This window comes from Zobellia uliginosa (assembly GCF_900156625.1).
GTDB classification, from domain to species: domain Bacteria; phylum Bacteroidota; class Bacteroidia; order Flavobacteriales; family Flavobacteriaceae; genus Zobellia; species Zobellia uliginosa.
Genome location: NZ_FTOB01000002.1, coordinates 448,014 through 464,734 on the forward strand (window position 1 = coordinate 448,014; position 16,721 = coordinate 464,734).

At 44.2% G+C, this 16,721-nt stretch carries 12 protein-coding genes; 3 read left to right on the forward strand and 9 right to left on the reverse strand.

Features of this window, described 5'->3' with window-relative positions:
- Positions 1-191 precede the first annotated feature (191 nt).
- Genes BW980_RS06510 through BW980_RS06520 form a run of 3 tightly spaced genes read left to right on the forward strand, consistent with a single transcriptional unit; the run spans position 192 to position 7,272 of the window.
- A complete protein-coding gene (locus BW980_RS06510) occupies positions 192-3,326 on the forward strand; it encodes a SusC/RagA family TonB-linked outer membrane protein (RefSeq protein ID WP_083690427.1) in 3,135 nt (1,044 codons plus the stop codon).
- Between the two features lie 11 nt (positions 3,327-3,337).
- Complete coding sequence (locus tag BW980_RS06515) at positions 3,338-5,248, forward strand: RagB/SusD family nutrient uptake outer membrane protein (protein WP_076454124.1); 1,911 nt, start codon at positions 3,338-3,340, stop codon at positions 5,246-5,248.
- A gap of 20 nt (positions 5,249-5,268) precedes the next feature.
- A complete protein-coding gene (locus BW980_RS06520) occupies positions 5,269-7,272 on the forward strand; it encodes a SwmB domain-containing protein (RefSeq protein WP_076454125.1) in 2,004 nt (667 codons plus the stop codon).
- Positions 7,273-7,810: 538 nt separating this feature from the next.
- Here the strand turns inward: BW980_RS06520 and BW980_RS06525 are convergent.
- From BW980_RS06525 to thiD, 9 genes are all read right to left on the reverse strand, one after another.
- Complete coding sequence (locus BW980_RS06525; protein ID WP_083690391.1) at positions 7,811-8,914, reverse strand: aldose epimerase family protein; 1,104 nt, start codon at positions 8,912-8,914, stop codon at positions 7,811-7,813.
- Positions 8,915-8,973: 59 nt separating this feature from the next.
- A complete protein-coding gene (locus BW980_RS06530) occupies positions 8,974-10,665 on the reverse strand; it encodes a sulfatase-like hydrolase/transferase (protein ID WP_076454126.1) in 1,692 nt (563 codons plus the stop codon).
- Positions 10,666-10,698: 33 nt separating this feature from the next.
- Entirely contained in the window at positions 10,699-12,090 is a 1,392-nt protein-coding gene (locus tag BW980_RS06535) for a sulfatase-like hydrolase/transferase (RefSeq protein WP_083690392.1), read from the reverse strand.
- Between the two features lie 19 nt (positions 12,091-12,109).
- Positions 12,110-13,621, reverse strand: coding sequence for an alpha-L-fucosidase (locus tag BW980_RS06540; protein ID WP_076454127.1), 1,512 nt, complete (start codon positions 13,619-13,621; stop codon positions 12,110-12,112).
- Between the two features lie 23 nt (positions 13,622-13,644).
- Entirely contained in the window at positions 13,645-14,394 is a 750-nt protein-coding gene (locus BW980_RS06545) for a 3-keto-disaccharide hydrolase (RefSeq protein WP_076454128.1), read from the reverse strand.
- 159 nt (positions 14,395-14,553) lie between these two features.
- Positions 14,554-15,156: a short chain dehydrogenase gene (locus BW980_RS06550; RefSeq protein WP_076454129.1), complete on the reverse strand. Its 603-nt coding sequence runs from the start codon at positions 15,154-15,156 to the stop codon at positions 14,554-14,556.
- 7 nt (positions 15,157-15,163) lie between these two features.
- Complete coding sequence (locus tag BW980_RS06555; protein ID WP_076454130.1) at positions 15,164-15,433, reverse strand: CBU_0592 family membrane protein; 270 nt, start codon at positions 15,431-15,433, stop codon at positions 15,164-15,166.
- Between the two features lie 45 nt (positions 15,434-15,478).
- Positions 15,479-15,727 (reverse strand): ArsR/SmtB family transcription factor, encoded by a 249-nt coding sequence (locus BW980_RS06560; protein WP_394333489.1) that lies wholly within the window; start codon positions 15,725-15,727, stop codon positions 15,479-15,481.
- A gap of 95 nt (positions 15,728-15,822) precedes the next feature.
- Complete coding sequence (gene thiD, locus BW980_RS06565; protein WP_076454132.1) at positions 15,823-16,632, reverse strand: bifunctional hydroxymethylpyrimidine kinase/phosphomethylpyrimidine kinase; 810 nt, start codon at positions 16,630-16,632, stop codon at positions 15,823-15,825.
- Between the last annotated feature and the right edge of the window lie 89 nt (positions 16,633-16,721).

The window sequence follows — 16,721 nt, forward strand, 5'->3', positions numbered from 1 at the left end:
TTCTATTAAAAACTTGTTGATTAACCATATACGGCAGATCGAGTTCTTCGATTTAATCATTTGATCTAAGGATCAAATCATATGTCATTAAGGGAATGAAATAAAAAAGACACATTTGTTTAACTAAATTTTAACAACGAGAATGTATGAAAAACGAGCTATTATTAATTAGGAATTCCAAGCTAAGGCTTATGGCACTCATAGTGTGTCTGTGCTTTGGTTTTGCGAATGCGCAATCACAATCCGTTTCCGGAACGGTGTCTGCAGATGGAGCGCCATTACCGGGTGTGAGTGTGGTGGTTAAAGGTACACAAACAGGAACGGTTACCGATTTTGATGGTTTGTACACCATTAAGGCGAAACCGACCGATGTATTGATATTCAGCTATATTGGTTTTGCAACCAAGGAGGTAGCTATTAAGGGCAAGTCGAGCATAAACATTACGTTAGAGGAAGACGCGGCCCAACTCGACGAGGTTATCGTGGTAGGCTATGGTACCCAACGTAAAAAAGAACTTACCGGGGCCGTGGTACAGGTCAAGTCCGAAGACTTGGCCAAGACTACAACGGCCGATATCGGTACGGCCTTGCAAGGGCAGATTGCAGGTGTTAACATTACGGCCAGTTCGGGGCAACCTGGGGAAGAGGCCAATATTCTTATTCGAGGGTTTAGCTCCTTGCTAGATGGGCAAAACGGACCGCTATATGTTGTTGATGGTATACCGTATAATAGTGACCCACAGTTAAGCATTAGTGAAATAGAATCTATAGATGTATTAAAGGATGCCGCTTCGGCATCTATCTACGGAACGCGTGGTGCCGGTGGTGTTATCTTGATTACCACAAAACAAGGTAAGATCGGTAAGATGGATATTCGGGTAAACTCCGAATATGGGGTACAGGACATTACTTCTGGCACACCTTTGATGACATCTTCCCAGATGACTTATATGGAAATGCTCCGTGGGGCGCTGTCGAGCGGTAAGTCGCAAGGGGGAGTGAATGCAGAAATTCACAGGAACAGGGCCTGGTTCACCAATGATACCCAGTTGGAAGATCTGATTTTGAACGATTTGGCCCCGATCCAAAACCACTCGATCAATGTTTCGGGAGGTAAAGATGGCTTGACCTATAATTTCAACGCCAGTTTCTATGATCAATCGGGTATTATGATCAATTCGGATTATAGTAGGTTCAATATTCGTTCTAACACCCAGTTTACCAAGGGTAAATGGAAAATCATGACCGGTCTGACCTTTAAACGCGACGAGAAGACCGTGCCGAACTATGGGGTGTTCAATAAAATTTTAGAGTATAAACCCTTTCAGCCCGATATAGAACTGGGGCAAACGGAATTGACCGATGTAACCGAAGATGATATTGACGAACCCGGAGGTATAGGACCCATCAAAAACCTTGGGGGTGTGGCCAGAAACCTTAATACAAAAGAGGTAAGGGACGGTACCAGTAACGGTGCCAATGTGCAAATCGATTACAAGCTTTCCAAAGCCTTGAAGTTCACGGCCAGGGGAGGTGCCAATTTCTCTCATACCAAAGGAGTCCGCATTATACCTCGTCTTGATGTATACAACACTGCGGGCGATTTGATTCCGCCCAATCCTTGGGATATCTCTTTGATGCAAACCTCGGTGACCGATAACAATAAATTGACCTTCGAAGGTATGTTGAACTATCATAAAAAAATAGGTAAGCACGATGTAACCCTACTTTTGGTGAATTCTCTAGAGCAGACCGAAAACGAATATTTCAGGGCCGAAAAAAGAGATAATGCCGATGCGGCCGTTACGGTTTTTGATGGCTATACTACCGGTGACCTGATTACTTCCGATGGAAGGGACTATAAGCGAACACTTATTGGTTATCTCGGTAGGGTACAGTATAACTATGACGGAAAATACATTTTTAGCGGAAGTATAAGAAGGGATGGTTCGTCTCAGTTTAGCCCTCAAAACCGATGGGGCTGGTTTCCGAGTGCTTCCATAGGGTGGAACGTTTCCGACGAGCCTTTTTGGGAACCGGTAAAGGAAACCGTAAACTCGTTCAAGATTCGGGTCGGATACGGTACTACGGGGAATGATAGGTTTGCTTCCTATAGCAATCAGGCCGTTGTTGATTTAGGACAGGATTATGTATTCGGAAGCGCCGATGTAGACCCTAGCTTAAATTCAACTACCGAAACCCCGGCGCTGGGTACTACCCAAGAAAGATACGCTAACGAAAACGTAAAGTGGGAAACCTCGGTAGAGCGAAACCTCGGGGTCGACCTGGCTTTCTTCAATAACAAATTGACCTTTTCCAATGATGTATATGTAAGTGAGAAGAAAGATTTGTTGTTCGGAGTCGTGAACCCGCCATCAACAGGGGTGTTCGGCGGCAATCGAAATAGCATCCTTAATATTGGCGACATGCGCAATACGGGGCATGAGATGGCTTTGAAATACAATCATCACGGTAAGAAGGGATTTAGTTGGAATGTAGGGGTTACCTACGCCAAGAACGTCAACTTGGTAACCAAAACCAGTCCGAACAATCCCGTAATCTTTCTAGATAACAGTTATATATCGCAACGTGGACCTAAAGAATTGGTCAGTGTGATTAGGGAAGGTTATGAAGCTGCCGCATTCTTCTTACGTGAGACCGATGGTGTCATTAAAACCGAAGAAGAGCTGGAAGCCTATCGTGAAATCGATCCGGCCGCTTCCCTAGGGCAACTGCGCTATGTAGACCAACCTACGGTCGATACCGATGGGGATGGTATACCCGATGCCGGTGATGGTAAGATCGATCAAGATGATAAGGTGTACAAGGGTAGTGGTTCGGAAGATTTTAATATGGGACTGAATATCGGTGCCAATTACAAAGGAGTGGACTTTTCAATGAACTGGTACGGTTCGCAGGGTGCGGAAGTGATGAACGGAAGTAAGGCATATGCCTACCAATCAGGTACCCATGCCGATATTTATTATTCGTGGACCACGGTCAATACATCTTCCGATATCCCCTACTACGATGGATCGCCCAATACCAATTCATATCGAGATGCCTCGGATTACTTTTTAGAGGATGGCTCTTTTATACGACTTCGAAACGTTAGTCTTGGTTATTCCCTCCCTAGAAAAATAATAGATAAGATGAGGCTTGCCAAATTTAGGATTTACGTACAAGCCCAGAATGCACTAACCATTACCAACTACTCAGGTTTTGATCCAGAGGTAGGTAACAATGGTTTTAGTAGTAGGGGAATCGACCAAGGTACCTATCCGGTAACATCACAGTATAAAGTGGGGCTGCAATTACAATTCTAACACAACGAAAGATGAAAAAAACATATAAAACAGATTTGAGAAAGACGAAAGGTCTCTTAAAGAGCGCTATAGTGATATGCCTTTTAATAGGGGGGGCACAGGCATGTAGCGATGACTTTTTAGATCAAACGAACCCCAACTCGCTGACCACCCAGAGTTTTTGGAAAAACAATTCACAGCTGAACCAAGGGTTGAATTCAACCTATAGTGCATTGAAAAACAGTAATGTGCTGGGGATTAGGGATGAGGCCGTACGTACCGATATCGCCGTTCCCAGTGGATACCGACAGGCAACCCGGCCAGATGAAATGTATTTTCAAGATTTTACGGCCAACACCAAATACGTGGAAAATAAATGGAACGCACTCTATTTGGGCATTTTTAGGGCCAATCAGGTCATTGAGAACTACGAGCGCTTGGCGGTCGATTATAATAGCGATGCGGCTAGGGAAGAAGGTCTAAGGGTATATGCCCAGGCCCGTGCCCTGAGAGGCTACTTCTACCACGTATTGAACGTAAGTTTTAATAATGGTAATGTGCCCTTGGTAAGCTCGGTTCCCAAAGATTTTGAGGAATTTCAAAAGGCCTTGTCCCCTTCCGATGCCGTTCAGGCATTTTATCGAGAGGATTTGCAATTTGGAGTCGATAACCTGCCCAAAACCTATGCCGAATGGGAGTCCCTCGGAAGCAATAACCTAGGGCGGATTACCGCCGGGGCGTGTGAAGCCTTATTGGGCAAGAGCTACTTGGCCGAAAACGATTTTCAAAATGCGGAAATACACTTTAGAAATGTAATAGAGAACTATAACTATGCCTTGGTAGAAGATATAGCCACCAATGTGACGGGTATAGCCGAGTTCAATTCCGAATCTATTTTTGAGATCAATTATACCACCAATGTCAATCTTGAAACCAATGGGGAAGAGTCCTTGGCCCAGAACATTACCCATATGATCTTCAATGCGAATATTCAGCCGAGTTCTTGGTTGGTCATGAAGTATAGGGCCGAAAAGCCCGATCCTGCCGATCCTGCCAATATCAATGTAGGGGCGAATGTGTACAACGAGAATGGCGAAGTCATCGGGACCGAAGATCGTATGAGGTTATACAGTAAGCGAATGGGCGATTGTATGGGCCAGGTCGATGATCCCGACTCTCCTATGTACGGCGTAGTCTGTGGAGAGTATGGCAATGCAACGGGCGTTGCGCCGTTTGCTAGAAACCGGGCCAACATGTTTAAAAAGTTCTTGCACTGGAATACGATAGGTGGTGGTGCCGGTGAAGATCGTTCTACGTTGATGAACAACCGTTCCGGTATCAATATTCCCGTAATCCGTTTGGCCGATGTGTACTTGATGTATTCCGAATGTATGATCGAATTGGGCAACCTTTCCGAAGCCTTACGGTACATCAATCGGGTAAGGAAGCGTTCCCATCTTATTTTATTGGGCAAGTCTACCGAGGCCGGTGCCGAGTTCAATAATTTGGAAACGACGTATATGGACGATATCGATTTTGATTCTTCTAACGGTGAACAGCCAGTGACCCTTGATAACTTGATGGAACACCTTCGCTTCACCGAAAGACCTTTGGAAATGGGCTTGGAAGATGATCGTTCGGTAGACCTAAGACGTTGGGGCAAGTTCAAGGAGCAACTGGTACACATGGCTTCCATTTCATACGACTACTGGAATTTTGAAAAAAATATGAATGGCAAACACGGTACCCGATACAAATGCTTCATTACGGTTTCGGGCGAAGAGCCAACGACCTTTACTGGGGTGAAGGTGTTTAATCAGCCTGCGGAGGTTCAAGATGTAACGGTAGGGGCACAAAAGTTCAATGAAAGTATCCATTCGTACCTGCCCATGCCACAGAGTGAGATTGATTCTAACCTGAATTGGGACGAGTTTGTTCAATAATCAAAGCTAAACAAAAGAAGATGAGAGATATAAAATATAGTATTAGGTTTTTGTTTTTGCTGCTGATCATCGTCGGTTGCGAAGACGATGACGCGTATGTGGCACCGAATAGTTTTGTCGATGCCGCGTTTACCACCACTTGGGGTACTGCGGCAGATAAAGATATCGATATCAACAACTATGGGTCCTTTATGGATCTGTCCAACGGTACGGTCAAACATGAGTGGACCATTCCTGAAGGCACGTTTTTCTTAAAAGGTCCCTTGCCTACAAATGCCGATAATTTTGAGAAGTATATCATTGAAGATGCCGGTAAGGTTTCGGAAGAGGGCACGGTACACGTACTGTTTACCAAGGGCGATTCGCTTACACCGATAAAGTTACACAACGAATATGAAGAGTATACCGAATTCGCTTTGCCTACCGGATGGGATACGGAAACCAATTCAACTATAATCGACACCTTGAAAACAGTGAAAAAAGGTTCGGTATGGGTATTGGACTATACACTGATCATAGATGTGTACGATACTATTGTGGCCGATATGGAAATCAGGAATATGGCCGGCAATAAAATCGATTTCAAAAATCAAGATGTTATCGACCTGAAATTTGGTGATCAATTGATTTTCGAAGACCTGAGCCGTAACAATAATACGTCTCGGCCTAACAGTACGGTATGGACAATCCATACCATTGCCGAAAACAAGGAAGACGAAGAAAATATCATCAACGTCAACGAAGAAAAAACGATCGATACCCTTACGTTCAACAAGCGTATAGGACAGTTTAAAGGTCGGTTGATCTCAAAACGCGAGCGAACCGAAACGGTACAGGCCGATGAGGAAACTTATGAAATACCTGTAATTTTCAATGTAGCCGCCCTGGATGAGGCTTTGGAGCAGTCGGGAGAGGTAATGGAACTTGCCGATAATACCATTGTGGTGCCCGTGAGTTCAAAGTTGGCCCCACTGACCGAAGATGTTTCTTCGCACTTTTCGGTAAAGGTCAACGGGGTTAAAAGACCTGTGGCCACGGTAGCCCAAAACCCGACCAATGCCGCGCAGTTGTGGCTTACACTGGCTACTCCCTTAGAAGGGGACGATGCAGTGAATCCGGTTACGGTTTCTTATGACGGCGGAAATGCGACCCTCAAATCAATAGATGAGCGTTTACTTGAGGCTTTTACCGATGTAGTGGTCGAGGTGTACGTGCCTGTACCGGTTCTTCGGGTCGGAACGGCACAAAAGCAAACTGCTGACGATGCTATTTTATTACAGTTCGATCAAGAGTTGGACCCGGCTTCCATTACCGCTTCGGCAGATGCTACTATGGGCTTTTCGGCAACCGTAAATGGAGTAGCCTCAGGAGTTAGTTCTGTTGAGGTCGATGCGACCGACCCGTCTATCTTAAAACTTTACTTGAACGAAGAGTTGTACAGGGATGATGAAATTACCATTTCATATGTGGCCCCGGGCGATATTCGCTCTATCGGCGCGGGCGAGCTGTCCGATTTTGGTCCCGACATGGTCGTGGCCGACGAAGATAATATTCTAGGCGATGTTGGTATGTTCGAGAGTGCCATCGGAAGCGATTGGTTGAATACAGGTTCGACCGGTACGGGAGCGGCAAGTATTACGGCCCCACCGACACCTGATTCTCCTTCGACAGTAGCTCCTTCGGGTAATGTAATGCATCTATCGGCCCCTGACGGAAATAAGCCCAACACCATAACGAGCGGGACTTATCCTTTTGAGGCCGGGGTAGTATACCGGGTGAAGTTCAAGCGTTACTTGGGCAGCACCACTACTACCGCCTTTGCAAAGCATTTTTTTGGAAACCAGCAGGTCAGCGATAATTGGAACGATACCGAAGATGAGTTGGGCAAGTGGCAATCGGTCGAGTTTACCTTTACCGCAGCCTCCACAACTAACGGAACGGTACGCATACAACCCGTACCGGCCGGCATAAGCGATGTGTATTATGATGATTATATCATTCAAGTGGATGATAATAGACCCTAAGTAAAAATTTGTTTGTTTGTAGTGTTTTGATTATTTAGGAAAAACCGCTCCGACTTGGTAAATTGGAGCGGTTTTTATTTGTAGCGGTTTAAGAAAGAATACGATGAAAAGTACAATATTGCCTGAGGGGCCGTCGCCATGGTGGCGAAGGATGTCCTTTAGGGTTGTAATGAAGGGCGAATAAAGGCTTCAAGCATCAATAGGTTTCCTGGGTTCTGGATCACAAACAAATTCGACTCCAAAGAATGCCCCTTCGAGGACAGGAATTGGATAATGTTGAGGTGGAGGGCTAGCAAAAGACAGGTTGGGACTTTAGAACCGACCTGAAATCGAATGCCCATGTTTTTTTACACGGACTGTTATGGGGAGAAAAGGGTAAAATTGGTAGGCGAACCGAAGCTAAGAGCAATTCTTTGGCCAATGAGGCCTTTCACGCGGGTAGATGTCAATACCATTTGAACTTACAATTGAAAAACCTTACCTACTACGATTAAGTAAGGTAATATACCTTCTTGGTGTAGATAAGTAGGGAGCTTTTTTACTCTTCCACCCCAAAATGGAAGAGGGTGGTTTCGTCGTATTTTTCTCCCGGAAGCAATAGTGTGGAAGGAAAATTGGGATGATTGGGCGTGTCGGGAAAATGTTGGGTCTCTAGGCAAAATGCCATATGATCGGAATACCGGAGGTTGTTCTTTCCCGTAAAGGCATCGCCTATGGTATTGCCCGAATAGAATTGCACCCCGGGTTGGGTCGTGGAAACGCTTAGTGTTCTGCCCGATTTGGGCTCTACAACTTCTATTACCTCTTTGAGTTCACCCTTGGCTTTGTTGAAAACATAATTGTAATGGTAGCCGTTGAAATTCAACTTGTGAATGTTCTTTCCTATTGGGGTAGGGCTAGTTAGGTCCCAATCGGTACCTTTTACCGTTGCCAATTTCCCGGTAGGAATAATTTCTTCGTCAATTTCAGTGTAGTTGTCCGCATCGATTTTGATGATGTGGTCGTAAATTTTATCTTTTCCACCATTTAGGTTAAAATAGCTGTGCTGCGTCATGTTGACGTGCGTAGCCTTATCGGTAGTAGCTTCATAATGAACATGAATGGTATTGTCGTCGGTCAGGGTGTAGGTAACGTAAGTATCTAAATTACCGGGAAAGCCCATGGTTCCCTCTTTTGATAGGTGGTGTAACTGAACGGAGGGCCCTAGTTCGTTCGCTACGATTTTCGATTGCCATACCACACGGTCAAATTCGTTGCCGCCGTGCAGGCAATGGCCATTGCTGTTTTGCGCAAGCTGGTAAGAGGTTCCGTCAATTTCGAATGTGGCGTTTCGTATGCGGTTCGCCACGCGTCCAATCGTGGCTCCAAAACAAGGGTGCTCGGCTTTGTACTGTTCTAAATTGTCAAAACCGAGTACCACATCTTCAAAAACCCCTTCTTTATCCGCAACGCTTATGGCGGTTATCGTCCCACCAAAATCGGTGATTTTGACCACCATACCGTTTTCGTTCGTCAGGGTATATAGTAGCACTTCTTTACCTTGGGCCTCTCCCCATTTTTCACTTTTTACGCCCGCATGTTGGGAATTCAACCGACCTATGGTGCAAAGGCATATCAAAACGGCATACATGTAAATTTTCATAGTTTTTTCGTTTCAATCGGGGGCTTAAGTTAAAAAGTGTTTACCTATAAAATTACCTTTTATTTTGGTTCTATGATCACATTTCTCTCGGCTTCGCTATCGGCGGTGTATCTGACCACCTTGGGGAAACCGGTGCCTCGGGCCTTGGTTATCTCTTTTTTCCAGATCTTTCGCATGGCATTCAACTTATCGGCTAAAGAGGTGTCATTGGCTAGGTTGGTCGTTTCCTTGGGGTCTTTTTTAAGGTTAAAAAGCTCTTCGTAAACCGCAGGCTCTCCTTGTAAAGGTCCTTCGGCATAATCGCGGTATAGGGCAATATCGGGATCATGTACCTTATAAAGCATGGAACTTATGTTGATGCCCATCGCTTTGGCCGTGGCGATTTTCTTTAAAGCCGAAAAGTTCTCGTTTTTATAGTAACGGATATACTTCCATTCTTGGTCTTGAACCGATTCGCACCTAGGATTTCCGAATTGGGTAGACCATAAGTTTTCGGTGTATAGGTAAGGGCGTACACTTTCTTGGTTTCCGGCCAAAAGCTGGGTCAGGTCTTTTCCTTGGTAAGTATCGGGTATGGGTATACCGGCCATGGACATCATGGTCGGGGCAATATCGATACTTTGTACCAAGGCATCCGATGTTTTACTGCGCTTTGATTTCTTTGTTAGGGGATCAAAGATGATCATGGGAACGTGCGTGGTCACTTCATAACACAGAGCTTTTCCCCCTAAACCGAATTGACCCATAAATAGACCGTGATCGGAAGTAAATACAATAACGGTATTTTTGTCTAACTTTTGGTCTTTTAGGGTTTTTCTAAGTTGGCCAACAAGGCGGTCGATACCCGTGAGGGCTTCCATTTGCCTTATATAGCGTTCCCTAAAACCTTCGGGCGTATCTACATAGTCATATCCTGCTTGTCGGTCTTCGGCATGTAGGAGTTCAGCGGGAAGCTTGGGCGTTGTGATATCTTTTCGGGCCACGTAATTTTCCGGTAGGGGAATATTTTGGTCGCGATAGAGCGACTTGTAAATTTCATCGTCTGAATCGCGCATTTGCATAGAACCTGTGCCCGCACCATGGGGTAGGTTAAAACAAACGGAAAGCATAAAGGGTTTGTCCGATGGTCTCTGGTCAATAAACTTTAAGGCCCCGCCCAACTTTTGTTCGTTCGATAAAAAATCTTGTACGCCTTCGTCAATCACTTCTACTTGGGTGTCGTATTTGGCATCTTTGAAAATCTTATGGCGATCTTTAGGGTAGAAACCAAGGTGGCCGTGTCCTGCATACCAGTAATCAAAACTCTTTTCCATAAGGCCGCTGGCGTAACCTCCCTTACCTACGGGTACGTGGTTTTTTCCTATCCAGCCCGTATAGTAACCGTTTTTTCGCATCACCATAGGATAGGTGTTGGCCCAGCCTTCTTCAGACATACTGGTGCCGGAATTAAAGTTTATACCGTGCTTTCGTTCAAATTGACTGGTGAGTATACTGGCCCTGCTCGGGGTGCATATGGCGCTGGTTATATGTGCATTGGTGAATAGAACGCCCTCCTTGGCCAATTGGTCTAGGTTGGGGGTCTGAACAATAGTGTTGCCTGTACACCCCATGAGTCCGTATTGTTGGTCATCGGTTAGGATGAATATAAAATTGGGCCGTTCTTGTGACCATCCCGATAACGTAGAGGCCGTATAGACCAAACACACTAGGAGTAAATTTCTAAGAGATCTTATTTTTAAATTCCGTATCATTTTTTCAAATACTTAAAAGTGTTTTTTCCGTTCTTATTTTCCTGTGGGGCCCATGGCTTTTTTTCTGAGGTTTTGAAAGGCTTTTTCCTCCTTGATAACGTTTTCACGATGGGGGTCGATCCAACCTGGCACCAGGTTTTTCGCATCCCAAGCGGTGTAGGCTTTTTCCAATTGGGCAATTACCTCGGGGTGCTTATCGGAAATATCGTTTTGTTCCCATGGGTCGTTTTTTAAATTGAAAAGCAAGGTTTTGCCTTTGTATGCGCTCTTGTAAAGTTTATAATCGCCAATTCTAACGGCGTACTCGAATCCTCCTACGGAACGCCAGAACAGTTTGTCGTGTGGGCTCCCGCTTTTACCCTCTAAAATGTAGGGTAGGAGGGTGGTGCCGTCTAATTGGCTTTCTTTTTTCACTTTACCACCGGCAGCTTCCAAAAAGGTGGGGAAGAGGTCAAGGGAGCTAACCATCTTTTCATAGTGCTGGCCACCTTTTAGTTTTTTGGGCCAAGTGATAAAGAAAGGAACTTTTATCCCGCCTTCGAAAAGCATCCCTTTATGTCCACGATAGGGTCTGTTATCGGCATGTTCACCACGTCCGCCATTGTCGCTCAAAAAGACCAAAATGGTATTTTCTTTCATGCCGTTCGCAACTAGGGTAGAGTCTATTCGACCTACATTGGCATCAACGGCATTTACCATAGCGGCATAGATGCTACGGCCACCATATTCTATATGTTTGGTCTGTTCAAGATATTGTTTGGTGGCCTGGTCGGGGGCATGTGGTGCGTTATAGGCCAGGTACATGAAAAAAGGTTGGTCGTCTTTTTTGGTGATAAAATCTATGGCCTCATCGGTAAAGTCGTCCGTTAGGTACCTGAGTTCACTTTGGGGAACCGGTTTTCCGTTGCGAACGATAGTTTTTATGGGGCCGTCAGGTATTCCCCAGTAATTCATACCGCCTCCCGCAAAACCGAACCAGTGGTCAAAACCTTGGTGGATCGGGTGAAGGCTGGGGTGGTCGCCCAAATGCCATTTACCGATGGCGCTGGTGCGGTAGCCTTGCTCTTTTAAGGCTTCGGAAATCATCTTTTCCGAAAGGGGAGTTCCTACCGTATCATCGTTCTCGGAATCGTAGGGCATATTACAATCATGACCAAAACGAGCCTGATAGCGCCCCGTTAAAAGTCCGGCTCTAGATGGACTACAATACGGATGTGATACATAACCGTTGTCAAAAATAACGCCTTGCGAAGCCAATTTGTCCAAATTTGGAGTGGGTATATCCGTGGCTCCGTTAAAGCCAACATCTGCCCAGCCTTGGTCATCCGTTAAGACCACTATAATATTCGGTTTTTGATTTTGCGCCATACCCGTTAAAGTAGTCATGAGACCTATGGCCAATGTGTAAATGAATTTTTTGCTCATGGTAATATCCTTTCCTTTTCTATTTTAATGTTATTTTGTAAACAAGTGCGGCGTCAGCTTCTGCCGGCATTTTTCTTGGAGCGGTAACCAAAAGGCCTTCCGCTGTTTTTTTCCACTTTATTTTTTGATTACTGCCCAATACGGAAACCGATTTGATTTCCATATCCTTGGCCTTATTTCCAAAAACTTCAAGAACGGTGTTGGCATTCTCACCGGGCCATCCTAATTGAATGGCATAAACGGTTTTGCCTTTTTTGGTGTAACGAATATCCGCCGAATTTAAATCGTATAGACCGGCTTTAATGGCTCCGTAATCATTCCACTCATCTTCCGGGTTTCGTTTCATTTTGGTAGGACCTTGGCCATAGGCAACAAAGGGGCGAGTATTGTAAATACTTTCACCATATAAATTTAACCAAGCCCCAATACCTTCCATAGCCTTGACCTGTTCTTCAGGTATAACCCCTTCTGCCATAGGAGCTGCGGCTAAAATCATTACTCCGTTTTTACTCACCACTTCAGCCAATATCCGAATGGCTTTTTTAGGGTCTAAAGCGGTGCGCTTGTCTTTATTATACCCCCACGAGCTGCCCAATTGAAAATCTGTTACCCAAACTTCAGGGGCAATATCTATGACTGTAGCCCTTTCTAAGTTTACAACAGCCAGGTCCGTTGGAAAAAATGAGCCTTTGGTATTTACTACTACCTCTTTATTCTGCTCTTGTGCCTTATTAAAATAGTTGGCCAAAAATTGCTTGCGGTAGTCTTCTTGAATATAGCCTTGGGCAAAATCCATCCAAATATAATCAGGGGAATAGGCATTGATTACTTCATTTAGTTTTCCTAACCATATATTACATTCTTCTTCGTAGGTGGTATTTCCGTAAAGAATACGGTACTCATCTTCTTGAGGAACTTCCGGGTTAGTATAGGTTACCGAATGTGTGCTTACCGGACGAAGAAAGCTATTCTCTTTTTTAGGGTAAAAGTGCATATGAAAACCATGATGAAAAGTGGTCATGAATTTTAAATTGCGCTTCTTTACCTCTTCACCAATTTGCTTGACGACATCAATTTTAGGCCCCTTGTCAAAGGAGTTCCAGGGATTGACTTTACTTTCCCAAAGCGAAAAACCATCGTGGTGTTCCGCAATGGTTCCTATGAATTTTGCGCCCATGTTTTCAAACATATCTACCCAGCGTTTTGCCGAGAATTTTTCGGCTTTCCATAGTGGTATAAAGTCGTGGTAATCTACATCTCGTCCGTAGGTTTTGGTATGGTAGTCATAAACATCTTTCCCCCATGTCTTTCTCCGGTCGTGTTCGTACATAAAACGGCCGTACCATTCATTTCCATTGGCGGGAACGTTATAAACGCCCCAATGAAAATAGACTCCTAATTTAGCATCTGCAAACCATTCGGGAGCAGCTTTGTGTTGTTTTAAATTTTCCCACTCAGGGATAAATTTGTCTTGAGCGTAGCACCTGCCCATAAGGGCCAATACCAAAAGAAAGGTAATCTTGTTTTTCATTTAAATAATGTAAGTATCCTTGTTTAATTCAGTTCTTGAATTTTTATATTTCTGTAGGTAATCTCGGAACCTTCGGCCTGAAGGGCGATGTTTCCTTTTTCTAAGGGTGTTCCGTTGGCATTTAGGAAGTCTTTCAGTTCATTGACCAATTGTCCGTTTTCATAGAATTTGGCACTTTTCGAGCCTCTTACCTCTACGCGAACCTTGTTCCAACCATCAACTTCATAGTTACCATATTTATCACCTTCTATATAGGTTTTTTTTCCGCTGGAATCCAATAGTTTTTCAGAACCGTCCTTTTGAAACCATTTTACTTTTGGCCCTTTAATGACCCATAGGTCACCTGTATCTCCTTCTTGAATCTGACACTCTAGACAGGTGGGCCAGATTACTTTTTCGCCTTGTACGTGGAATACGATTCCGGCATCACGTTTGGCGTCTTGTCGGGGAGCGAACTTGCGTTTGCCCCATTTATATTCCAACTCTAGGTTAAAATGACTGTACTCATGTATAGAGGTAATCATTCCGAAAGGGGCCTCATCGCCTTTCCAATCATAAAGGACCTTGATTTTGTTTTTCTTTACTTCAAATAATTTTTGATTGTCGGGAAGGACGTTCGGCGTAATGGTGTAACTAATGCCGAGTTCGTTTTGAGGGAACGGATTGATCCATTTTACCGATGATTCAGTCTGTAATGATTCTTGTGGCGTAGCTGAAAAGGATACGCATAGACATAGAATCGACGTGAAAATCGAAATTTTTTTTGTGTTCATTGGTGTGGTGTTCTAAATTAGGTGGGAAATTCCAAATTTAGAATTTATATCGGAGCAACAGATATTTTATATGCTACCACATATGTTTATATCGAAGGAATTTTGGCAAAATAGGAAGCAAAACACCGAAAAATTGCGCAATCGTTAATAAAAAACGATTTAATCGTAGATACGGATGACCCTTCCGTGGTCTCTTCCGTTTACGCTGCGAACATAGGCATTTACGACTTTTTTCATGGGAATGGGATTGTGTCCGGGGAAATAATCCTTGTATTTTTCATAGGCATCCTCCACCATGCCAGAGGAGACGGCGTTTACCCTGATTCCTTTTTCCATTTCTAGGGCAACGGCCTTTATAAAACTATGAATTGCACCGTTTACCATGGCCGCACTGCTGGTCATAACTACCGGGTCGTCGGCTAGAATACCCGTAGAAAGGGTTATTGAGCCCTTTGGGGACAAATAGTTTTTACCGATACGTACCAAATTGACCTGCCCCATCAATTTACTGTTCAGACCGATATGAAAATCGGCTTCGCTCATTTCGTTAAAAGGCGCCCATTTGGCCTCGCCGGCAATACAGATAACAGCGTCTAGTCGGCCTATTTGTTCGAACATTTTGGTAATGGAAGCAGGGTCTTCTATATCCACAAGAATATCTCCCTTGCTTCTGCCGGCAACCAGCACCTCGTTAGCCTCGGAAAAATGGGCCGTTACTTTTTTTCCTATAGTTCCATGTCCGCCAATGACCAATATTTTCATAATATGCCTAGGTTAATCGTTTTCGATTGTTCGCTTTCGGATTTTTTTTCCGGGTTTTATATATAGTAAGAATAGCTATGATACTCCATAACATGTTCGATACAAACGGGGGAATGGCACTGTAGTAGTAACAGTTTCCCGCAATTAGTAATCCGCCAAGTAGGTTTAAATACTTGCTGTAGCCTAAATACTTTTTGCTCTCCATTAAGGTAATGGCGTAGGCTAAGATGATGAGGCCCGAGCCCATCCATCCGAAAACATCGATTAGCAACTTCATTTCAAATAGTAATATCTGGATATATAGATTTGATGGTTAAAAAAATTATAGCAAATATTTTGCGAAATCGGTAATAACGGCCTCGTTTCTTTTGAAATATGACCACTTTCCATGTCGGGTCATAATCAATAGACCACATTTTTCCATGTTTGATAAATAGGTGGATATAGTGGACTGTGATAGCTCTGCTTTCTCCTGTATATAGGTAGCACAAACGCCGTCGTTAAAATGTTTTATGGTTTTATGAGGGGGGAAATTTTTTTCGGGCTCCCTCAGCCATTCCATAATTTGCATACGGGTTGGGTTTGATAGGCATTTGCTTATTTCTACTGCTGTTTTGATATCCATACATGCAAATATCTAAAATTATCGATATGAGTGTGTGGAAATTAACTTTTTTTTAAAAAAAAATGTTGAACAGGGCCCTGGCCCTTGCCAAGTTTTCTGTCCTTACCATGGGCAATAGCTGTATTGAGGTAGGAGCATCCTTCTTTAACGGCGGGTTCCAATGCCAAACCGAGGCTCAGTTGTGCCGCAATGGCGGAGGATAGGGTACAGCCCGTTCCATGGGTGTTCTTGGTCGCGATGTAGTTGTTATGAATAAAAACCGTGTTCTTGGTTTCATAAAGAAATAAGGTGTCGGTCATTTGGTCTGAAACTTCCAAATGTCCCCCTTTCAATAGTACCGAGGTTTGAAATCGATTCCCGATTTCCTTGGCGGCTTCTCCAAGCTTTTCGGAATTTATCTTTTTGCCGATCAGGAGTTCGGCCTCGGGTAGGTTAGGGGTAATGAGGAGGGCATCGCCCAAAAATGATTTTAGACTGTTCAGGGCGGCCGAGTTCAACAGTCTATCACCTGAAGTAGCCACCATTACGGGGTCTATGACGATATTTCTTATGTGGTATGCCCTGAGGGTTTGCTGTACAGCTTCTATGACTTCGGAAGAATGGAGCATTCCTATTTTAACCGCACCGAAGGATATATCCTCAAGAACGGCATTCAACTGTTTTTTTATATGGGGTACGGGTATGGGGTGAATATCAAAAACACCCTGGGTGTTCTGGGCCGTAGTAGCAGTAATGACCGATGCCGCAAAAGCCCCATTGGCACTGATACTTTTTATGTCGGCCTGAATACCGGCGCAGCCTCCGGAATCGCTTCCGGCTATGGTTAATACACTGTTATAAGTTGAATTCATACATATTTGGCAAAACGATAGTGCTAAAAGCGACTCAAATGTATCAAATTAATTTTGAAGGAGGTGGATGTATATATTGGTGATTTGAC